General features: G+C 63.5%; 18 protein-coding genes. 11 read left to right on the top strand and 7 right to left on the bottom strand.

Annotation, left to right across the window (positions count from 1 at the left end):
- Positions 1–4 precede the first annotated feature (4 nt).
- From AB4Y77_RS06595 to AB4Y77_RS06585, 3 genes are read right to left on the bottom strand one after another with little or no spacing between them, the layout of a single operon-like run.
- Complete coding sequence (locus AB4Y77_RS06595; RefSeq protein WP_442013348.1) at positions 5–1,657, bottom strand: DUF5719 family protein; 1,653 nt, start codon at positions 1,655–1,657, stop codon at positions 5–7.
- Positions 1,650–5,000, bottom strand: coding sequence for a glycosyltransferase (locus tag AB4Y77_RS06590; RefSeq protein WP_442013347.1), 3,351 nt, complete (start codon positions 4,998–5,000; stop codon positions 1,650–1,652). Before AB4Y77_RS06590 ends, AB4Y77_RS06595 begins: the two co-directional genes overlap by 8 nt.
- Positions 5,001–5,029: 29 nt before the next feature.
- Positions 5,030–5,575: a WhiB family transcriptional regulator gene (locus AB4Y77_RS06585; RefSeq protein WP_311213166.1), complete on the bottom strand. Its 546-nt coding sequence runs from the start codon at positions 5,573–5,575 to the stop codon at positions 5,030–5,032.
- A 378-nt stretch (positions 5,576–5,953) separates the two neighbouring features.
- Between AB4Y77_RS06585 and AB4Y77_RS06580 the strand changes: the two genes are divergently transcribed.
- Entirely contained in the window at positions 5,954–6,649 is a 696-nt protein-coding gene (locus tag AB4Y77_RS06580) for a TIGR03089 family protein (RefSeq protein WP_442013346.1), read from the top strand.
- Here the strand turns inward: AB4Y77_RS06580 and AB4Y77_RS06575 are convergent.
- The gene (locus AB4Y77_RS06575; RefSeq protein WP_311213164.1) at positions 6,636–7,199 is read right to left on the bottom strand and encodes a GtrA family protein; all 564 of its coding nucleotides are present in this window, start codon (positions 7,197–7,199) and stop codon (positions 6,636–6,638) included. The two genes, AB4Y77_RS06580 and AB4Y77_RS06575, sit on opposite strands and share 14 nt — an antisense overlap.
- A gap of 191 nt (positions 7,200–7,390) precedes the next feature.
- On the opposite strand from AB4Y77_RS06575, the gene AB4Y77_RS06570 reads away from it, so the two are divergent.
- From AB4Y77_RS06570 to AB4Y77_RS06550, 5 genes are read left to right on the top strand one after another with little or no spacing between them, the layout of a single operon-like run.
- Positions 7,391–8,578, top strand: a complete 1,188-nt coding sequence (locus tag AB4Y77_RS06570) for a 5-(carboxyamino)imidazole ribonucleotide synthase (protein ID WP_442013345.1) — start codon at positions 7,391–7,393, stop codon at positions 8,576–8,578.
- Entirely contained in the window at positions 8,575–9,138 is a 564-nt protein-coding gene (purE, locus tag AB4Y77_RS06565; RefSeq protein ID WP_311213162.1) for a 5-(carboxyamino)imidazole ribonucleotide mutase, read from the top strand. The genes AB4Y77_RS06570 and purE overlap by 4 nt, the downstream gene beginning before the upstream one ends.
- Positions 9,139–9,158: 20 nt before the next feature.
- Positions 9,159–10,775, top strand: a complete 1,617-nt coding sequence (locus AB4Y77_RS06560; protein WP_311213161.1) for an LCP family protein — start codon at positions 9,159–9,161, stop codon at positions 10,773–10,775.
- A 53-nt stretch (positions 10,776–10,828) separates the two neighbouring features.
- Positions 10,829–12,079, top strand: coding sequence for a mannose-6-phosphate isomerase, class I (gene manA / locus AB4Y77_RS06555; protein WP_442013344.1), 1,251 nt, complete (start codon positions 10,829–10,831; stop codon positions 12,077–12,079).
- Positions 12,080–12,082: 3 nt separating this feature from the next.
- Positions 12,083–13,018, top strand: a complete 936-nt coding sequence (locus tag AB4Y77_RS06550; protein ID WP_442013343.1) for a lipid II:glycine glycyltransferase FemX — start codon at positions 12,083–12,085, stop codon at positions 13,016–13,018.
- Positions 13,019–13,496: 478 nt separating this feature from the next.
- On the opposite strand, the gene glpX is transcribed toward AB4Y77_RS06550, so the two are convergent.
- A complete protein-coding gene (glpX, locus tag AB4Y77_RS06545; RefSeq protein ID WP_017198677.1) occupies positions 13,497–14,519 on the bottom strand; it encodes a class II fructose-bisphosphatase in 1,023 nt (340 codons plus the stop codon).
- A gap of 200 nt (positions 14,520–14,719) precedes the next feature.
- Here glpX and AB4Y77_RS06540 point away from each other — a divergent pair, with 200 nt between their 5' ends.
- The 5 genes from AB4Y77_RS06540 (at position 14,720) to AB4Y77_RS06520 (ending at position 20,148) form a co-directional block, all read left to right on the top strand.
- Entirely contained in the window at positions 14,720–15,421 is a 702-nt protein-coding gene (locus AB4Y77_RS06540; RefSeq protein WP_311213158.1) for a DUF4245 domain-containing protein, read from the top strand.
- 51 nt (positions 15,422–15,472) lie between these two features.
- Positions 15,473–16,087, top strand: coding sequence for a carbonic anhydrase (locus AB4Y77_RS06535; protein ID WP_011774029.1), 615 nt, complete (start codon positions 15,473–15,475; stop codon positions 16,085–16,087).
- An 87-nt stretch (positions 16,088–16,174) separates the two neighbouring features.
- The gene (locus tag AB4Y77_RS06530) at positions 16,175–17,602 is read left to right on the top strand and encodes a class II fumarate hydratase (protein WP_442013342.1); all 1,428 of its coding nucleotides are present in this window, start codon (positions 16,175–16,177) and stop codon (positions 17,600–17,602) included.
- 186 nt (positions 17,603–17,788) lie between these two features.
- Complete coding sequence (locus AB4Y77_RS06525; protein WP_311213156.1) at positions 17,789–18,475, top strand: TetR/AcrR family transcriptional regulator; 687 nt, start codon at positions 17,789–17,791, stop codon at positions 18,473–18,475.
- Entirely contained in the window at positions 18,472–20,148 is a 1,677-nt protein-coding gene (locus AB4Y77_RS06520) for an MDR family MFS transporter (RefSeq protein ID WP_311213155.1), read from the top strand. Before AB4Y77_RS06525 ends, AB4Y77_RS06520 begins: the two co-directional genes overlap by 4 nt.
- A gap of 2 nt (positions 20,149–20,150) precedes the next feature.
- Here AB4Y77_RS06520 and AB4Y77_RS06515 read toward each other — a convergent pair whose 3' ends face one another.
- Both AB4Y77_RS06515 and AB4Y77_RS06510 read right to left on the bottom strand, forming a co-directional pair.
- On the bottom strand, positions 20,151–20,627 hold the full coding sequence (locus AB4Y77_RS06515; RefSeq protein ID WP_442013341.1) for an NUDIX hydrolase: 477 nt from the start codon (positions 20,625–20,627) through the stop codon (positions 20,151–20,153).
- A gap of 4 nt (positions 20,628–20,631) precedes the next feature.
- Entirely contained in the window at positions 20,632–21,171 is a 540-nt protein-coding gene (locus tag AB4Y77_RS06510; RefSeq protein ID WP_442013340.1) for an META domain-containing protein, read from the bottom strand.

The raw sequence follows: 21,171 nt of genomic DNA, 5'->3' as shown, positions 1-21,171 counted from the left end.
CCCGCTAGTAGCCAACCGAGACCGGGACCTTCTCAAGTCCGGCGGCCGCGTCCTGGATGGCCACCACTGAGATGTCCGGGCGGCCTTGCGTGCCGAGGACCAGTGCACCATAGATGGGGTCTCCGGAGGCTGACACTACATACCCGGCTACCACCGAATCGCCGGACTTAGAGGGAAGTTCGATCAACGAGGTGGTGCCTCCGGACATGTCTACGTCTACGGATTTGCCCACTGAGCCGTCTGCGGTGACGGGGGCATAGGTGACCGTGCCGCGCCCCTCGGGGACGCCGAAACTCAGGTACCGCTGCCCGTTGCGCGGAACGGCCACTAGGTGCTGGCTGCCGAGACGGGCCGAGGAGGGAGACCACGCGAAGTCAGTGGCCTCCTCCGCCTTGGCTCCCCGCGTAACCCTGGCCGAGGCCACGAAGGCAACGTCGGAGCTGGCCCTGACGGTGTAGGTGCCGGCCGGGACGCCTTCCAGGTTCACGGTCGCTACGGATCCGCCTTTGACTGTCACCACTCCGCCGCTGGGAATCTTGCGTTCGCCGTTGGCCCCGTACAGGCTGACCTGCACTACGGCATCGGTGGAGCCGGGAACGGCGATCTGCAGGGCGGGTGCTGCGTCGGCGAAACCGGATTTGGTGGCGAGCGCCTTGGTGGCCGCCGGATCCTGGATGTCGACGCCGGACATGACCTGCAGGTTCGAGGCCCCTGAGCCCGGCGAAAGGTATTCGACGCCGCCGGGAGCGAGGCCGCGCAATACGCTTTGCTGAATGGTCGCAGCCACCGGGCCGCCCGTGCTGCGGACGTGGACGGCAAGTTCGGATTCGCTGGGGGCCAGGCCGGCGAGGTTCACCGAGCGGGTGGTTCCGGGAGCTACCAGGAGTCCGCGTGCTCCCGGCGCCTGGATCTGGCCCTTCTCCCCAAAGAGGTCCAGGTTCACCGTGGCCGGAGTCTCCGAGGCGTTACTCAGGTTCAGGACTGCCGTTCGACCCACCGCCGTGTTGGCCCCCAACAGCCAGGCGTCGTTTCCCGGCGATTGGCATTGTGCCGAAGCCAGGCCTCGGAGGTCTCCGTCGGTGGCGGCGTAGCTGAGATTGGCAGCGAGGGAGGCTTGCTCATTCCCCAAGGGTTCTGCCCCCACCACGGCTGGAGCCGTCACCGGGGAGATGGAGGCCACACCGGCAGACAACACCGGAGGTCCGGCCGTTGGCGTGGGAGTACTGGACGGCGTTTTGGCGATCTCAGCTACTGCGTCACCTTCCAGCGACGTCACCTTGCTTCCAGGAACCGTACCGGCCGGATTACTCAGCACCACTGCGTTGAGGGCGCTGACGGCCGTAGTGGAGACAGGGCTGAAACCTGCATCCGTTCCCACCACCGTTCCATTGACCAGCCTCGCAGGTTCCGGGCACACACCCAGTGCTCGACCTGCCGGAACATCGGCTTGCTGGATGTCCATGGTGGTCCCGCCGGATGGTTCCGGCATCATCGACGTCGCCGCCACAGCACCACCGCCGGCGGCCAGGATGACCACTGCGGAGAGCACACCCGTGACGACGCCCCGGTTGGAACTTCGCGAACCTTTACCGGAACTGCCTTTACCGGAACTGCGCGACGGTTTTCCGTCGACAGCCTGCTTCTGGTCCTCAGACACTGCTGTACTCCTTACGGAGGGAGACTTCATCCCTCGACATGCCGGTTCGGGTGCGGCGCGCCGGCATCGGTATGGCCAACAGGAGCGTCAGCCCGATCACCACGGCCTGCATGATGCCGAACCACAAGGCCCAGGGGTTGGTATAGCGGATTTCCAGCTCGCCGGCGGTGGCCGGGAGTTCAAAGGCCTGCGACCATCCGGACGTGGCAGCTTTGAGCTGCTTGCCATCCATCCAGGCCGTCCAGCCGGGATCGGACCGTTCAGCAAGGACAAGCTTGCGGCCCTCCCCGCCCGCAGGGACGGCAGCGTCCACGGACACTTCTTCTGCCGGAAGGTTGGCCACTGTGTTGCCTTCGGAATCAATGATCCTGACGCGGTGCGCGGTCTCAGCAGCCGTAGCGGCAGGCTGGTTCCGTGGCGAGACACGCCACAGCCAGCCGGCGTCGGTCTGTCCAACGGCAACCAGGCCCGGGACGGCGTCGATCCTGCTCGCCGTCAACTGGGCTGCGTTATCCGCGGCCTTGAGGACCACGAAGCCGGCCCCCAGCTGTTCCAAGTCACCGCGCGGGTCCACTCCACTACTGGCCACGATGGTGGCCACTGCCCGTCGAAGCGAGGCGGTGGCGGCATCGTCATCCACTATTTCTTCGCGACCCGGTGCACCGATGATGGTGCGGGCCGACGCGATGGTGGACAAACTGTCCAAGGTGGTGCCGGCGCCGCGCATCAACGAGGACGTAAACGCCCCCTGTTCGCCGCTGGTAATGACCAGCGTCCGGGTACGTTCCGGTCCCTGTCCGCGATCGACGGCGGTGGCCGGCAAGGTGCCGAAGTCCACTGGCCATACCTGGCGCTTAGCACCAAGGGACACCAACGGCTCGGCCGCATTGGGTGACGTCGTCCCTGGCGCGGGCGAAGGTTGAAGGACGTTCTGAGCTGCCCAGGCTCCCATCCCCGCAAGGGGCCCAGCCACGAGGAGCGTCAGGACCAGCCCGGAAGCCACGCGCCGCAAGGGCAGCTTTTGACGACTGGAATCGGTCATGCGGCGGGGAGCCGGGAAAATCTTGTCCGCGCCAATCACCGCAGCTCCGAGCAACAAGATTCCCGCCGCTGACACAGCGGGGCCGGTGAAGGGTCCAACGATGACGTTGTTGTTGACACCGGTGGCTACATGTCCCACCAACCAACCACTCGCCAAGGTGGCCAGTGCTGCCAACCAAAACACCCTTGCCAAGGCCGTTCGCTTGCCGGGGAGGAACAGTGCAGTCACTGCCAGCACCAGGACCGGCGCGCTGAGCAACAGCGCAAGCAGCAAAGCCCAGGGCACGGCGCCCGGTCCGAAGAAGACCAAGCCGGTCAGGCCGCCGTCGAGGTCGAAGGCCAACGGCTGTCCGAGCAATTGCTGCCAGAGCGGCGCGGCTTCGAAGGTCAACGGCAGTCCGGGGTCGGCCAGCAGGGCGCGCGGCCTGTCAAGCACCGAAATTCCATACGGCACGAACAAGGCAGCCGTGGGCAGGAGTGACCACCACAATGTCTTGCCGCGCTGCCCCAGGATGACGGCCGCCAGGATCACAGAAACAACGATCGGTCCCAAAAGAGATGGTGCCGAGGCGGTGACGATGGCCATGGCCAGCCCTCCGGCCGCGGCAGCGGTCCACGATGGTGTTCCGTTGATGCCCGGCTTTCCGAGAATCGGAGCAGGGCGCCGGCTCAGTGAAGTGGCCGGGTGTGAACGCCCATGTCCCACCGCGGATCCTGAGGCGCGCAGCACTGCCAGCAGCAACAGCGGCATCATCACATGGGCAATCAAGGCCCCGGCGCGGCCCTCATTGATCGCGACCAGCAGAGCGGGGGCGGCAGACCAGGCCAAGGCGGCAACAGTCCGGAATCGACGCTTTGTGGTCAACGCGCCCGCGGCGAACCATGCGCCAACGGCGGAGAGCGGCATGGCAAGGATCAGCAGCCAAGCCATGGCCGAGTTGCCGTCTCCCCCGCCAAAGAGCGAGAGAAGCCACAGCACGTAGCCGAAAGGATCCCCGTGGCCCGGCAATCCTGCGCCGAGGGAAATCCACCACGTGGAGGCGTTGGCCCAGATGTCCCCGGGCGCTGCAGAGAGAGGGATGAGGCCGCCACCGGCCACAACGCCGGATCGGAGCAGCCCAAGCAATCCAACAAACGCTGCGGCAAGGGCCAACAAGGCCGCCGCGACGGCGCCTGTTCCTACCCAACCGCGTTCATTGGTTGCCAAAGCGGCGAAGTCGTCCGCGGCATCTCCGCTGGGTTCGGGTGCCAGAAGGTCCGAAACCGCGGCGGCGTCGTCACTGGGGCGGATCGCCTCCAGCAAAGACCGCCTGTTGGCGCGGACTTCACGGGTTGATGTTTGCAGGCCGCGGACCACGGAACGGTGCACACGGCGTGTCTTGGCGGCAACGCGGCGTCCCCGGGCAACGGCGACCGGTCGAACCAAGGCAGCAACGGTTGCTGTGAACTGCGAGAAGCCGTAGCCCGGCTCCTTGACCAAAATGCTCAGCATGAGTCGAACGACGGCACCAAGCAGGGCTCCCACGGCCTGGAACGGAACCTTCCACCAGGGAGTGTGCTTGAGCCGCAGATGGATCTGGGCTTTGCGCGCGGCTGAGGAGGTGCCCAACCCATGGGGTCGGTGCTCCACGTGGAACATCCTGGCGCTGGGAACCACCACCACGCGATTGCCTGCCAGCCAGTTGCGCCAGCAGAAGTCCACGTCATCGCCGCTTCCGGGCAGCGCGGGATCAAAGCCCTGCAGCAACTCCCAAACATCGCGGCGGATCAACATTCCGGCAGAGTTCACGGCGAAGGTGTCCGTACGGGCGTCGTATTGCCCTTGGTCTACTTCGTCGGCATCGATCAGGGTCAGGCGCTCGGCCCAACGGCTCGTGGAGAGTCCTACGTCCACCAAGTGCCGCTCGTTGTCCCAACCGAGTTGCTTGCAACCGGCCACCGTTACCGAAGGGGCCCGTTCCACGGCGTGCAGAAGTTCCGCCAAGGCGTCGGGCGCCGGAGCGGCGTCGTCATGAAGGAGCCAGATCCAGTCAACAGGGCCGGCTCGGTTTACCTGGTCCTCGCCAGCTGCACCTTTGTCCGGGGCCAACTCATGGAGGCCTGCCTGAATTGCTGCGCCAAAGCCGGATTTCGCCTGCTGGAAGGTGGTGACATTGCCTTGGCCGAAAGCTTCGCGGAGCATGTCCAGCGAATTGTCCGTGGAACCTGCATCAATGCCAATGGCGGCATCTGCCGGACGTGTTTGGTCCGACAGTGCCGCCAGTGTCCTGGGGAGATAGTTGCCGCCGTTGTGGGAAACCACAACGGCGGTAACGTGAACTTCCTTGAGAATTAGACCGCTCGCTTCCTTAGCCGACGACGCTCCCGCTCAGAGAGTCCGCCCCAAATACCGAACCGCTCATCATTGGCCAGGGCATATTCCAAGCACTGCGAACGGACGTTGCACGCCCCGCAAACTTTCTTGGCGTCCCTGGTGGATCCACCCTTTTCCGGGAAAAAAGCTTCCGGATCGGTTTGTGCGCACAGCGCATCAGTCTGCCAACCAAGTTCGCCTTCGTCATCGAAGTCGCCTTGGCCCGGAAGGCCGATCCATACGGGCTGCCCCGGTGTTTCCAGCGGACGACGCACCTCCATGGGAGGGTCGTCCAGGTCTTCTTCCGGCCCTGCAGGCAGATCGCCGATCAGCGCCTCATGTGCAGCCAAGAGGGCAGTTGCCTGATCCTCCAAAGCGTCCTGCACATTCTGGTTGTAGCGGTCTGCCGCTTCCGGATCCGCTGGGTCGACGTACCAATCCCCCGGTACTTCCCGCGAACGGTATTTCACCGACGCATTTTCTGCGACGACTGCATCTTCCTGGATACGCAACGCTTGCCCCATGGCGTCCCTCCTGATTTTGCAGCTGCTGCGTGGATGTGTTTCCGATTCCCGGCGACGTTCCGGTCATCTGTGCAGCGGCGTTTGATTACTAATTACACGCGTGTAACTACCCGTCAGTCAAGCTGCGCCGGGATAATAATCAAGAATCCGTAGAAACGTGGGATGCGCCACGCCCAACATTTTGCCCGTGCCGCTGCGCGTCTCCGCGGAAAACGGGAGGCCCGGATCGATTTACGTGAACTTTCATTGAATTTCCGCGGAAAATTAAGCCTTGGGACGCGAAGGGCCCACCGATTGGAGAAAATGGCATGTGTCGCAATTCACAATCCCGGCGATAATCCCACGGACGGCGCGGGGCCACCGTGGCAAGATTGACGCATGAGCATCCCGGCAGCGAACCTGATGACCGCCCTGCGGTCCGGCCATTCAACCTCACCACGGCTCACGTGGTACGGGCCTGACTCTGAACGGGTGGAGCTTTCGGGCCGCGTCCTGGACAACTGGGTGGCCAAGACCAGCAATCTCCTGCAGGACGAGCTGGACGCGGAACCCGGCATGACCATCCGGCTTGACCTCCCCGCGCACTGGAAGTCATTCGTCTGGGCGTTGGCGGCATGGCAGCTGGGCATGGAGGTGGTCTTTGACCGCACCCCCGCGGATTTCCTGGTGACCGACAGTCCCGACGACGGTGACGCGTCCGGCTTCGACGCCGTGGTAGCCGTACCGCTCGCGGCACTCGCGATGCGTTGGCCCGGTGAGCTGCCATCCGGGGTCGTGGATTACGCGGCGGAAGTCCGCTCCCACGGCGACGTTTTTATGGCGCACAACGAGCCCGCCCCGGGTTTGCCCGCAGTGCGGGGCACCTCGGAACTCGCACACGAAGCACTCATTGAGGAATTTGCCGCTGGCCAGGAACCCGGTGTCCGCCTGCTGGTACGCGCAACAGACGGCCTGGAAACGTGCCTGGCCGCTTCACTGGGCGCCTGGCACGGCGATGGTTCGGTAGTGCTGGTGCACCCTGATCTCGAGGTAACCGAGCACCTGCTGGAGAACGAGCGGGTCAGCCGTTCTTAGCGGACGGCAACTCGCCGGTGGCGGGGCCGGCAGCTCCGGCCTCGCTCTTGGCTTTGTGGTGGAGTTCGATGATCTCGTGGTCATGCGAGAACTCGGGCTCGGCGTCCAGTTCTTCGTTGAAGACCCAGAAGCGGTACGCAAAGAAGCGGAAGATGGTGCCCAGGACAAGGCCCACTACGCTCCCGGCGATGAACAGCGAGGGCTTGTCATTCAGGTCCAGGATGTACTTGGCGAACCACACACAACCCGAAGCAATCAGGAGCCCTACCAGGTTCATGATCGCGAACAGCACGGCCTCACGGACCACATTCGCCTGCTTGCGGTGGCGGAAGGTCCAAAAACGGTTTGCGACCCACGAGAAAACACTTGCAACGATGGTTGCAATAGCCTTGGCCCACACTTCGCTTCCGTGCATCGGTCCGGAGAAAAGCCAGATGAAAACGGCCGAGTCAATGACAAAAGCAACACCGCCGACGGCGCCGAACTTCGCTACTTCGCGCCAAAAAAGCGAGGCGAGTCCGCGGATGCGATCTGCAAGTGTGGTGATCATGACCCTCCATGGCCGTTGAAAAGGTGGGCCGATGGGCCAAGTCCATTTTAGCGCCGATTTCCCCGCGCTGCCTTTGAGGTGACTGTGAGAACGCCGATACTGGCCCCCTGAGGCCGCCGGAACCTGTGGAAAAGCAATCGCGAGAGCGGCAGAATCAGTGATCCCGCCGCCGGTTCGGTAGGCTGAACCTTGTGACTTTTCCAGTAATTGGCGTTGTTGGCGGCGGCCAGCTCGCACGAATGATGGCTCCGCCCGCTACCGCCCTGGGCTTCGAACTCCGTGTTTTGGCTGAGGGTGAGGACGTTTCGGCTGTTGCCGCGGTGGCCACAGCCCCGATCGGCGATTACACGGACCTGGACGCTCTCCTTGAGTTCTCCAAGGGCCTGGACGTGCTGACGTTTGACCACGAGCATGTTCCCACTGAACATTTGCAGGCCCTTCTGGATGCCGGCGTCAACGTCCAGCCGGGTCCCGACGCGCTGGTCAACGCCCAGGACAAGCTGGTGATGCGGGCTGCCATTGACCGCCTCGGCCTTCCCAACCCTGAGTGGTCGGCAGTCAACAACGTTGAAGAGCTGGTGGCTTTTGGCGACCGCATCGGCTGGCCCGTTGTCCTGAAGACACCGCGCGGCGGTTACGACGGCAAGGGTGTCAGGATTGTCCACTCAGCAGAGGACGCCGCGGACACCGCCGATTGGTTCCAGGCCATGAGCCCTTTGCTGGCAGAGGCCAAGGTGGACTTCAGCCGCGAACTCTCGGCACTGGTCGCCCGCACCCCCAGCGGCGAATCGCGGGCCTGGCCCGTGGTCCACACCATCCAGGTGGACGGTGTCTGCGACGAAGTCATCGCACCGGCCCAGAACATCCCCGTTGAGGTGGCCGCTGCCGCCGAGGAAGCTGCGCTGCGCATCGCCAACGAGCTTGGCGTCACCGGCGTCATGGCTGCAGAGCTTTTTGAAACGCCGGGTGTCGGAGCAGGCTTCCTCATCAACGAACTTGCCATGCGCCCGCACAATACGGGCCACTGGACGCAGGATGGATCCATCACCAGCCAGTTCGAACAGCACCTTCGGGCTGTGCTGGACCTGCCGCTTGGCGCTACCGACGCGTTGGCGCCCGTAGTGGTCATGAAGAATTTCCTCGGCGGCGAGAACCAGGACCTGTTCAAGGCCTTCCCCATGGCCTTGGCCTATGAGCCCGCGGCCAAGGTCCACTCCTACGGCAAGTCCGTTCGCCCCGGCCGCAAGATCGGCCACGTGAACCTCGTAGGCAGTTCAGTCTCCGACGTCGACTCTGTCCGCCAGCGCGCCACTGTCGTGGCCAACATCATCCGCGACGGCCGCAAGCCCGAGCAGACCACCCTTGAGGAGACCGCATGACGTCAGAAGCAACAGCCCCGTTGGTAGGGCTCGTGATGGGTTCCGATTCAGACTGGCCCGTCATGGAAGCTGCAGCGGACGCCCTGGCAGAATTCGGTATCCCCTTTGAAGCGGACGTGGTTTCTGCGCACCGCATGCCAACGGAAATGATCCGTTACGGCCAGACTGCCCACGAGCGTGGACTTCGGGTCATCATCGCCGGTGCAGGCGGCGCCGCCCACCTTCCCGGCATGCTGGCCTCGGTGACACCGCTCCCCGTCATCGGAGTCCCCGTGCCCCTCAAGACCCTGGACGGCATGGATTCCCTGCTGTCCATCGTCCAGATGCCTGCCGGTGTCCCCGTGGCCACGGTCTCCATTGCCGGGGCACGCAACGCCGGACTCCTTGCTGTCCGCATGCTGGCCTCGGGAACGGACGAACTCGCCGCCAAGCTCCGCGCCGATCTGCTCGATTTTGCCCAGGAGCTCAATGACGTCGCCACCAAGAAGGGCGATAACCTGCGCCGCAAAGTAGAGGAAGTCTTTTCCCCTGCCAACGCTTCAGGCCGGAGCTCCCGCTAGGAAGGCAGCGGTTGACTACCATGCACAAGACTTCGAATCAGCCCGGTTCCGCCCTGACTGATCCCGTCCGCCATCCGTCCGGGGCCAGCGCCCCGGTGCGGACCAAACGCGCCTTCGTGCTGGTGCTCCTCACGCTCTTTATCCCCGGCAGCGCCCAGATTGTTGCCGGTGACCGGAAACTTGGCCGGGTGGCACTGCGCGTCACGCTCACCGTCTGGGCCCTGGCGCTGGTGACCCTGTTCATCGCGTTGGTGAACCGCACTCTGTTGCTCAGTATTTTCACCCATCCGGTTGGTTCACTCTTCATCATCGTGGTCCTCGTGGCCTTGGCGCTGGGATGGGCCTATCTGTTCCTCAACACCTTGCGGATCATCAGGCCGGCCCTGCTGGCTCCAGGGATGCGGCCCATCATTGCCGTGGTCCTGGCAGCCTCAACGGTGCTTGCCAGTGGCTCGCTGGGTTACATCGCCTACGTCCTGAACGTCAGCCGGAACGCCATCGGCAGTATCTTCAATGCCGGCCCTGCGATCGATCCCGTGGACGGCCGTTACAACTTCCTCATGATGGGTGGCGACGCCGGGGATGACAGGACGGGGCGCCGCCCGGACAGCCTCTCCGTTATCAGTGTCGACGCCAAGACCGGCGAGAGCGCCATCATCTCCGTCCCCCGCAACCTTCAGAACGCCCAGTTCAGCGAAGGCTCACCCATGCGTGAGATCTACCCTGAGGGCTACAACTGCGGTGACGAATGCCTTATCAACGCCGTCAATACCGAGGTCACCAACAACTACCAGAACCTCTACCCGGGCGTTGCCGATCCTGGCGCCCAGGCTACCTTGGAGGCGGTCTCCGGCACGCTCGGAATCACCGTCCAGGCCTACGTCCTGGTGGATATGGATGGCTTCGCCAAACTCATCGACGCCATGGGCGGCATCCGCATCAAGGCCGGCGGCTGGGTTCCCATCAGTGGTCCCGTGACTGATGAAGCCAACGGGATCCACGGCATGCCGGACGGCTGGATCCCGGCCGGTGACCAGCACCTGGATGGCTTCCATGCCCTCTGGTACGGCCGCTCCCGCGAATTCGTGGACGACTACGCCCGCATTGCCCGCCAGCAGTGCGTTCAGCAGGCCATGCTCAAGCAACTGGATCCGGCCACCCTCCTGACCAAGTTCGAGGACATCGCCAACGCCGGCACCAAGGTTGTTGATTCCAATATTTCTTCCAACCAGCTGGGCAGCTTCGTGGACCTCGCCCTGAAGTCCAAGAACCAGCCCGTCAAGCGGCTCACCATCGGCCCTCCGGACTTCGACGCATCCTTCTCCACGGTGCCGGACTTCGACCTCATCCACTCCAAGGTCCAGGAAGTCCTGGCGTCGTCCAACGCGCCCAAGGCGGATGACGCCGTCGTGACCCCCAACGGCGCTGCCGCCGGCACCATCGTGGCGGCTGGGCCAGTTGCAGGGGGCCTTCCCGCAAGCCAGCTTCCCTCGCCGTCGGCCGATTTCACCCCGGTGACCACCACACCGGACGGTACTCCCATCACCATCGAACTCCTGAACGGCCTCAAGGCCCAGGGCGATGAGCAAGGCATCCGGGATCTCGTAGCCACCAACGGACAGTGCGCACCGCTGTAAGCGTGCAGGTCCCCTCCACCCCACGTCCAGCGCAACGATAAGGACTTTCTTTCGTGTACCAGATTGAGAATGTTTTGCGACCCTACGCGTGGGGTTCGACGACGGCGATCGCAGACTTGCTGGGGCGGCCGGCCTCAGGTGGCCCCGAAGCCGAACTGTGGATCGGCGCCCACCCGGACTCCCCCTCCACAGCCCTTCACCCCAACGGCGTAACCCAGCCCCTGAACGCATTGATCGAGTCCGATCCCCAGCGGTTCCTGGGATCGGAGAGCCTGGCCGAGTTCGGACCGCGGCTGCCGTTCCTCACCAAGTTGCTGGCAGCGGAACAGCCGTTGTCGCTGCAGGTGCACCCCAGCCTGGAACAGGCACAGGAAGGCTTTGCCCGGGAGAACGCAGCCGGCATCTCCCCCGACGCGGCGGATCGCAACTACCGCGACAACAACCACAAACCGGAGATGATCTTTCCGCTCACTCCGTTCAGGGCGCTGTGTGGTTTCCGCTCCCCTGCTGATTCGCGAAGCATCTTTGAGCACCTGGCACAGGTCCTCGATTCAGCGGCGGTGGAAATCCCGGCCATCATCCAGGACGTCATCTCCGATCTCACCGACAGGGACGAAACTACTGCCCTCAAGGCTGCTTTCAGCCGCCTGATCAAAGGTGGCAGCGACATCTCCGACGCTATCAACGAGGTAGTGGCCGTCCTGTCCGCCGGTGCTCCGCTGGAGCCGCATCGGGAAGCACTGACGGCAATGCTGGACATCAACGAGGCCTTCCCGGGCGATCCCGGCGTCCTCAACTCACTTCTCCTCAACCACCTCACCCTGGAGCCCGGCGAGGTGGTGTACCTGCCTGCGGGAAACATTCACGCCTACCTTCATGGGCTGGGCGTGGAAGTCATGGCTTCTTCCGACAACGTGCTTCGAGGCGGGCTCACCCCCAAGCATGTGGACGTTCCGGAATTGCTGAAGACGGTCCGGTTCGAAGCCCTCGGCGTGCCGCGCGTCGAAGCGAGTGGCACCGAATTCGGGCAGGAGCTGTACCGGCCGCCCTTCAAGGAATTCCAGCTGCAGCGCATTGAACTTCGCCCGGGTGCCGAGCCGGTTCCCCTGGCGCAAACCGGACCGGCCGTCGTCGTGGTCGTATCCGGTTCGGTGCTGCTTGACTCGCCCAAGAGCGACCTCCGCCTCCAGCGCGGCGCGGCCGCCTTCATCCCCGATCTCGAGGCACCCGTGAACGTCCATCCTGTCCAGGGAGCCACCGAAACCAGCATCGCCTTTGCCGTCACCACAGGGCTGGGGAACTGATCCATGGAGTTTTTCCTGCAAACCCCTGCGTGGGCTGCTGTCCAGCGTTCCCTGGGCCGCCGTGTCCACGAACAGTCCGGTCCGGGCTGGAGCTTCCTCGCCATTGAGGAGAAGAACCCCGCCGGCAAGGTCATCTACGCCCCCTACGGTCCTGTGGCAGAGTCCGTTGAAGCGTTCGACGCCGCCACTGCTGCCCTGGTGGCTTTGGCCACGAAGGAACATGCAGTCTTCGTCCGGATGGAACCTGCAGCGGCCRGTTTTTCAGCTTCCGACGCCGGCCCCCTCCTTCGCGCGCGCGGCTTGCGGCCCGCGCCGGTCAACCAGCAGCCTGAGCTCAGCTGGATCGTGGACCTCGACGGTGATTTCAAGGACGTCCTGGCAGGCATGAAGCCGACCAACCGGAACCTGTACCGGAACATCCACAAAAAGGGTGTGACCTTCAGGGCTTCGCAGGATCCCGCCGACATCTCGGTCCTCCTGCACTTCCTCCACCTGACCGCCGCCCGCAATGGCTTCAAACCCCAAAGCGATGAGTACCTCACACAGGTGGCTGCGTCATTGCTGCCCTCCGGCGCCGGAACACTGTTCATAGCGGAGTTGGAAGGGGAACCCATCGCTGCTGCCTTCGCCTACGACTCCGATGACACCCGTGTCTACGCCCATGCGGCCTTGGACGACACCCATCGAAAGCTCAGCGCGGGCATCCCCCTCCTGGTGACACTCATGGCTGATGCCAAGGAGAAGGGTTTGAAGCATGTGGACCTCTGGGGCGTGGCGCCCGAGGACCGGCCGGACCACAAGTGGGCCGGGTTCACGGCGTTCAAGAAGTCCTTCGGCGGCCGAGAAGTCTCCTACCCCGGCACCTGGGACCTCCCGGTCAACAAACTCCGCTACGGTGCCTACCAACTAGCGAGAAGCCTCCGGGACAAGCTCCGCTAAGCCTGGCCTCCACACCTCCGGCGCCCACGCCGTCGATCAGGCCCAACAGCCGATCACGAGTAGCGCCCGACGACGATACTCACGGAAGCGCCGTCGTCGAGCCTTTGCGCTGGGGAGCCCGGGTCCACGCGCACCCCCGGCCGATCGGGACGCGGATCCAAGCCCTCAAAATTCATCCAGGCTCACGCCGCTGCGAAGCACAACGGACAAGGGTGCCACCAGAACACGTGTCTTAACCACCCACTTTGAGCCCGTCCTCGCCCCAACACGCCGAAGATCACGGCATGTCGGCGGGGCCCCGATCCCAAAGTGGGTGGACACGGAACACATCGCGGGCACACCACCAAAATTGCGCGCAACCATAAGCCGCCCGGACACAGAGAAGGACGGCGAGTATCGCGAAAGCGGCATCAAATCGACGAGGTACGAGGAGATAGCCGCCGAGCGATGCTCGCCGTCCTTCTGTTACGTGCGGAGGTTACGGCTTGCGCGCGTACGTCTCCCACTTGGATGCGTGGTGCTCGGCCTCAACAAAGCGGACCGTCCCGGACTTGGAGCGCATCACGATGGACTGCGTCATAACGCGGTCCTTCTGGTAGCGCACGCCGTGGAGGAGGTCGCCGTCGGTGATGCCGGTGGCTGCGAAGTAGCAGTTGTCCGAGGTGACGAGGTCGTTGGTGGACAGGACGCGGTCGAGGTCGTGTCCGGCGTCGATGGCTTTCTGCTTCTCTTCGTCAGACGTCGGCCACAGGCGGCCCTGGATGACGCCACCGAGCGACTTGATGGCACACGCTGCAACGATGCCTTCCGGGGTGCCACCGATACCCATGAGGGCGTCAACACCGGTGCCGGAGCGCGCTGCGGCGATGGCCCCGGCGACGTCGCCGTCCATGATGAACTTGGTGCGTGCACCGGCTTCGCGGATTTCCTCCACGAGGGGGCGGTGGCGGTCGCGGTCCAGGATCATGACGTTGAGCTGGTTGACCTTGACGCCCTTGGCCTTGGCAATGAGGTGCAGGTTCTGCTTGACCGGCAGGCGAAGGTCCACCATGTCGGCAGCTTCAGGACCGGTAACGAGCTTCTCCATGTAGAACACGGCGGAGGGGTCGAACATGGATCCGCGCTCAGCAACTGCCAGCACCGCGAGGGCGTTGTTGATGCCGAGGGCGGTCAGGCGGGTTCCGTCGATGGGGTCGACGGCGACGTCGCACTCGGGACCGGTGCCGTCACCAACCTGCTCGCCGTTGAACAGCATGGGGGCTTCATCTTTTTCGCCTTCACCGATGACCACAACGCCGTTGAAGTGGACAGTGTGAAGGAACGAACGCATGGCATCGACGGCGGCGCCGTCTGCCTTATTCTTGTCACCGAATCCTACCCAGTGGCCACCGGCAATTGCCGCGGCCTCGGTGACACGGACGAGTTCAAGCGCAAGGTTGCGGTCGGGTTCGTCGAGGCCGACGGCGAGCGACGGCGAAATCGTGGAATACTGCTGGGTCATTGGTGCAGGAGACACTTGAACCTCTTCTTCGAGTGACGATTCACGGGACCGGACATGGTTGCGCTGGGCAACCCGGGGTTCCTCTATCAACGATCATAGTCGCCACGTGGTCCCGGAGTCGTTGGATGACCACAGCCCCCGATACCGGTGGTGAGGTTCCCGGATGTGTGTTCCCCGTCGGGATAAGGGATCATGGAAAGGTGAGTGAAACGCAGGACAAGCCCGCAGCCGAGAACCAATCGGACGCTGCAGCGGCCAGCCAAAACGATGCCCAGGCCATCCCGGATGCCCCCTACAAACCCGTCATTGCGGCGAAAGCTGCCAAGCGGGCCAATGCGTCGGTCATTGGCATGGTCATTGCGCTGCTCGTCTGCGTGTTGGCTTTCCTCCCCATCGTTTTGATGAACCCGGCTCCCAAGGGCGAGGGCTTCAGGCCCGATGTCGACGTGGCAGCCGTCGCCCGCAACGCCACAGGTGTGGCAGGATTCACACCGGTGACCCCGGATACGGGCGACACATTCAAGCCCAACTACGCCCGGTGGGAATCAGGCACGGGAAGTGGCGTCCCCACTTGGGAAATTGGGTTCCTGACCCCCAAGGAGGCCTTTATTGGCCTCACCCAGACCACCCAGGCCAACCCCACCTGGGTTTTGCAGCAGACGGAGAACCTGCCCGTCACCGGCACTCGCAACGCCGGCGGCCAGGACTGGGAGCTGCGGGACTCCGGCAAGGAGAAGCGCAGCATGGTCCTGGAGTACCGGGGTACCACCATCATCTTGAGCGGCACCGCGAGCCTGGACGAGTTCGCAACGCTCGCTGCCGCCGTCGTGAAGTCTGCAGAGCAGGCGGCGCCCGCAAGTGCGCCCGCCTCGGCCCCTGCTTCGACGCAACCGTCCGCTTAACCCTCGCAACAGTTTCACGGACTGCCCTGTCTGCGTCGTAAAGTAAGGCTCGTGCCTACTTACCTGACCCCAGCCCTGGCGTGGCGCCGTCTCCGCGAGGGCAACGAACGTTTTGTTTCCGGCGAATCCCTGCACCCCAACCAGGATGCTTCGCGACGATCCTCACTCATTGAGAACCAGAATCCGTTTGCTGTCATCTTCGGCTGCTCGGATTCACGGCTGGCCGCCGAAATCATCTTTGACTTGGGCCTCGGTGACGCCTTCGTGGTCCGCACCGCCGGCCAGGTCATTGACGATGCCGTGCTTGGCTCCCTCGAGTACAGCATCAGCGAACTCCGGGTTCCGCTGATTGTGATCCTGGGCCATGACAGCTGTGGCGCAGTGAAGGCCACCAAGGCTGCGGTGGAAACGGGCGAGATGCCTCCCGGCTTCATCCGTGACCTTGTGGAGCGCATCACGCCCTCGGTACTGACGGCCAAGCGCAACAGCCAGGAAGACGTCAACGACATGGTGGTGGAGCACGTCAAGCAGACCGCCGCCCGCCTGGCTGACAGCTCCCGTGTGATTTCCGACGCCATCGACGACGGCCGGGTGGCTGTCATTGGCCTGTCCTACAAGCTCGATGAGGGCCGTGCGGCCCTCGTTTCCGGGATCGGCAAGCTCTAGGAAGACGTGCTCCGGCCATGGCGCCGGAGCACGTAGCACTCCCCTCCGGGTTTTCTGTGCGGCGTCCCATCGCCCTAAGCTAGCCCCATGACTTCCACCACTGAGTTCCGTATTGAACATGACACGATGGGCGAAGTTCGCGTCCCCGTGAACGCCCTGTACCGCGCCCAGACGCAGCGTGCTGTGGAGAACTTCCCGATCTCCGGCAAGACGCTTGAGCGCACCCACATCGAAGCCCTGGCCCGCGTCAAGAAGGCCGCTGCACTGGCGAACGCCGAACTGGGGGTGCTCGATGGTGAGCTCGCCGAGGCTATCGCCGCTGCCGCCGATGAGGTAGCCACCGGCAAGTACGACGGCGACTTCCCCATCGACGTCTTCCAGACCGGTTCGGGCACTTCCTCCAACATGAACACCAACGAGGTCATTGCCGAGCTGGCATCGCGCGCCCTCGCAGCCGCCGGGAGTGACAAAGTTGTCCACCCGAACGATCACGTGAACGCTTCGCAGTCCTCCAACGACGTCTTCCCGACGTCCGTGCACGTCGCCGCTACGTCGGCCTTGATCAACGACCTGATCCCGGCCCTCGAGTACCTGGCTGCTTCCCTTGACCGCAAGGCCGTGGAGTTCAAGGACGTCGTCAAGTCCGGCCGTACCCACCTCATGGATGCAACACCTGTCATGCTGGGCCAGGAGTTCGGCGGCTACGCTGCGCAGGTACGCTACGGCATCGAGCGCATCAACGCAGCGCTCCCCCGCGTTGCCGAGGTTCCCCTGGGCGGCACCGCCGTGGGCACAGGCATCAACACCCCTGCCGGCTTCCCGGAGCGCGTCATTGAACTGCTCGCGGCCGACACCGGCCTGCCGCTGACCGAGGCCCGTGACCACTTCGAAGCACAGGCTAACCGCGACGGCCTCATCGAGGGTTCCAGCCAGCTCCGCAACATTGCGATCTCCTTCATGAAGATCAACAACGACCTCCGCTGGATGGGCTCTGGCCCCAACACCGGTCTCGGCGAAATCGCCATTCCGGACCTTCAGCCCGGCTCCTCGATCATGCCTGGCAAGGTCAACCCGGTTATCTGCGAAGCGTCCATCATGGTCTGCGCCCAGGTCATCGGCAACGACACCGCCATCGCCTGGTCCGGCACCAACGGCGCCTTCGAGCTCAACGTCGGCATCCCCGTCATGGCCGCCAACCTCCTGGAGTCCATCCGCCTGCTGGCCAACACCAGCCGCGTCATGGCTGACAAGATGATCGACGGCATCACCGCCAACGTGGAGCGTGCACGCTTCCTGGCCGAGGCTTCCCCGTCCATCGTCACCCCGCTGAACAAGTTCATCGGGTACGAAAACGCTGCCAAGATCGCCAAGATCGCTGTCAAGGAAGGCCTGACCATCCGCCAGGCCACCGAGCAGCTCGGCTTCGTCGGCGAGGGCGAAGGCAAGGTCACTGAGGCCGAGCTCGACAAAGCCCTGGACGTCACCACCATGACGGCACCGGCCCACAAGGCCTGACTCCTGGTCTAAAACTCAATAGCACGACGACGGCCGGTACCTTTTTTCGAAAAGGTGCCGGCCGTCGTCGTCCCCCGGAGTTTTTGTACAGCAGATGCCCCTAAGACCCTCCCTCAAGGGCATCTGCTGTACAAGAACTTCCTACTCTTTTTGCACTTTACAGCTTAGAGTGCAAAACTTTACTTTGTGAGCAATAGTGCAAATATCGACGGCGGCCTCCGCGAGCGCAAGCGGGCTGCCACGCGGACGGCAATCACCGCCGTCGCGCGTTCCCTGACCGCTGAGCATGGCCTCAGCGGTTTCACTGTTGAGGAAGTCTGCGAAGCGGCGGGGATTTCGCGCCGAACGTTCTTCAACTACTTCCATTCCAAAGAAGACGCTGTGATCGGCTCCTTCTCGGATGAGTTGCCCGCAGACGCCTTGGAGTCGTTCAACCAGAACTCTGCACGCACGCCGGACAGCATCTCCGGGACTCTTCTGGCAGCTCTGCATGTACTCACCGTGACCCTGATGGAGCGTTCGTCCATCAGCCGCACCGAGGTCCAACAGTTCATCGCCGCCATCACAGCTGAACCGCAGCTTCTGGCACGCCTGACGCTGGAAGGGGAAGCCCGGGAACGGCAATTCGCTGCTCTGGTGGCCGCCCGCGAAGGGCTGGATCCTGAGCATCCCGAAGTCATGACTGCGACGGCGTTGTTCGGGGCGGTCTCGAAGAAGGCAGCCCAGCAGTTTTTCTCGGAGCAGAACACCCGCCCGTACCGCGGGATCCTCGAACAGAACCTCAACGCCGCACGGAAACTCTTTGCCCAGCCACTGGCCACGAACCAGCAATTGGGCCCCAACCCCCTTGAAACCTCGAAGGACCCCGCATGAGTACACTCTCGAAGGCAGCAGAACCGCTGTTGCTGACCCAGAAACGCATCTGGATCATCTTCTCGGCGCTGATCGCAGGCATGCTCCTGTCCAGCCTCGACCAGACCATCGTCTCCACCGCCATGCCCACCATCGTGGGCAAGCTCGGCGGGGTGGAGCACCAGGCCTGGATCACCACGGCCTACCTCCTTGCCACCACCATCGTGATGCCCATCTACGGCAAGTTTGGTGACATCCTGGGGCGCCGCAACCTGTTCCTCATTGCCATTGCCCTGTTCACGCTCGCGTCCGTGGGCTGCGCCTTCGCCACCGATTTCTGGGGCTTCGTCATCTTCCGTGCCATCCAGGGCTTGGGCGGCGGTGGCCTCATGATCCTGTCGCAGGCCATCATCGCGGACATCGTTCCGGCCAAGGAACGCGGCAAGTACATGGGCCCGCTGGGCGCCATCTTCGGTCTCTCCGCTGTGGCCGGACCGCTGCTGGGCGGGTTCTTCGTGGACCACCTCACGTGGGAGTGGGCTTTCTACATCAACATCCCCATTGGCATCGCGGCGTTCATCACCGCGTGGTTCACCCTGACCCTGCCCAACAAGAAGGCCGAAAAAAAGATCGACATCCTGGGTGTCCTGTTCCTCTCCGCAGCCACCACGTGCCTCATCTTCTTCACCGACTTCGGTGGCAAGAAGGATGAGGGCTGGGACTCGCCGCTTACCTGGGCGTTCGGCGCCGGCATGGTCCTGGCTGCCTTCGCCTTTGTGATGGTTGAACGCCGGGCCGAGGATCCCATCATTCCCCTGAGCCTGTTCAAGAACCCCATCTTCATCAACGCAACGGCTATCGGCTTCACGCTGGGCCTGGGCATGTTCGCTGCCATCGCTTTTGTCCCGACGTTCCTGCAGATGTCCTCGGGCACCTCGGCGGCTGAGTCGGGCCTGCTGATGCTCCCCATGATGGTTGGCCTGATGGGTACGTCCATCTACTCCGGTATCCGGATTTCCAAGACCGGTAAGTACAAGATGTACCCCATCCTCGGTGCGGCCCTGACCATCGCGGCGATGTTGTGGCTGACCACTCTCGCAGCCTCCACGCCCATCTGGGTGATCTGTGTCCAGCTCTTCATCTTCGGCGCAGGCCTGGGCCTGATCATGCAGGTCATCGTCCTGGTTGTGCAGAACTCTGTTCCGGCTGACCAGATCGGCACGGCCACCAGCACCAACAACTACTTCCGTGAGGTAGGTGCATCGCTGGGCGTCGCAGTCTTCGGTGCGATCTTCACCAACCGCTTGTCCGAATCGTTGACCGAGGCCTTCACCGGCGCCGGCGCGTCTGCCGAGCAGGCTTCGCAGTCCACCAGCACGTTGGATCCGCAGGCATTGTCACAGCTCCCTGAGCAGTTGCGGGACGCGATCGTCAATGCTTACGCCAATTCCCTCGCGCCCGTGTTCTGGTACTTGGTGCCGTTCATTGCCATCGCTCTGATCCTGGCCATCACGCTCAAGCAGATCCCCCTCTCCGATACTGCAGGAATGGTGGCACGCGGTGAGGCTGTGGGCGGTGAGGAAGCTGACCGCCTTGAGGCCGAGCGACTCGAGACCGCGCGTTTGGAAGCGGAACTTGAAGCTTCGGATGGCGTTGACAAGGACCGCCCCACAGCCGATGCGGGACGTCGGTAACGCTAGTCCTCCACTTGGTACGCCACGGGGCCTTCGGGCTCCGTGGCAAGCCTGATGGCTTCAAGGTTTCCGGCGCTCATCTCCGGGAGTTCATCCAACCCGAACCATCCCACGGCGAGCGATTCGTCGTCGTTGACCCGGGCTTCCCCGGAGACGTATCGGCACCGGAAGGTGATGTCCAGGAAGTCGCAGACGTCGCCGTTGGGGAAGGTCACCGGCCCCACAACCCCGACGCCGATGATCCGTTCAGTCTCGGCCACCACCGCCGTTTCTTCGAAGATTTCCCGTACGAGCCCAGGTGCTGGATGCTCCCCCGGTTCCAACATGCCGGTGATCAGTGCCCAATGACCGTTGTCGGCACGCTGGCCCAACAACACCCTGCCTTCGTCGTCTAGGACCACTCCCCGCACGGCCGGCAGCCAGAGGGGATCGTTGCCGATCTTTTCCCGCAGTTTCAGCACGAACTCTGGTGCACCCATGGTGTCAGCTTTCCTTCAATTCGATCGTGGCATGTGAGTTCTTCAAGGTGAGGGTGTCGCCCTCGAGCCTCCACTGCACGGGCTGCTCAAAGAGCTCCTCTGTCCAGGCCTGATAGCTGGCGGTTGACCCCTCGCAGCCTTTGTCAGTGGCGACCCTCCAAAGCGGCGTCAGGACATCATCGCCTACCGAAACTGTCACCTGCAGCCAGTTGCATGGCGTCGTAACGTACAAGATCCATTCACCATTCACCTGCGACGAACTGATCTCCAGCGGTTCCGTTCCGAGCCACGCCACGTCGCCCGTCACGTCGGTCCCCCGCACGGACGTGAACTCGGCACAGCCCAACGGTCCTCCTTCGCAGGGAGTTTCCGGCCCCCGTGTGGGGTAGGGCTGTTCGGTAGTGCCGGGCTGATGAGTAGTACCCTGCTGGCTGCTGGACAGGGCCGCTTGGTCAGGACTGTTGATGGCCTGCCCGCATCCGGTCAGCAGCAGCGCAAAGAAAAGGCAGGCTCCCAGCATGAGCTTCAACCTGATCTGTCCCAC

The organism is Paenarthrobacter sp. YAF11_1 (assembly GCF_052113445.1).
Lineage (GTDB): Bacteria > Actinomycetota > Actinomycetes > Actinomycetales > Micrococcaceae > Arthrobacter.
This window is presented reverse-complemented; position numbering and strand designations above follow the sequence as displayed.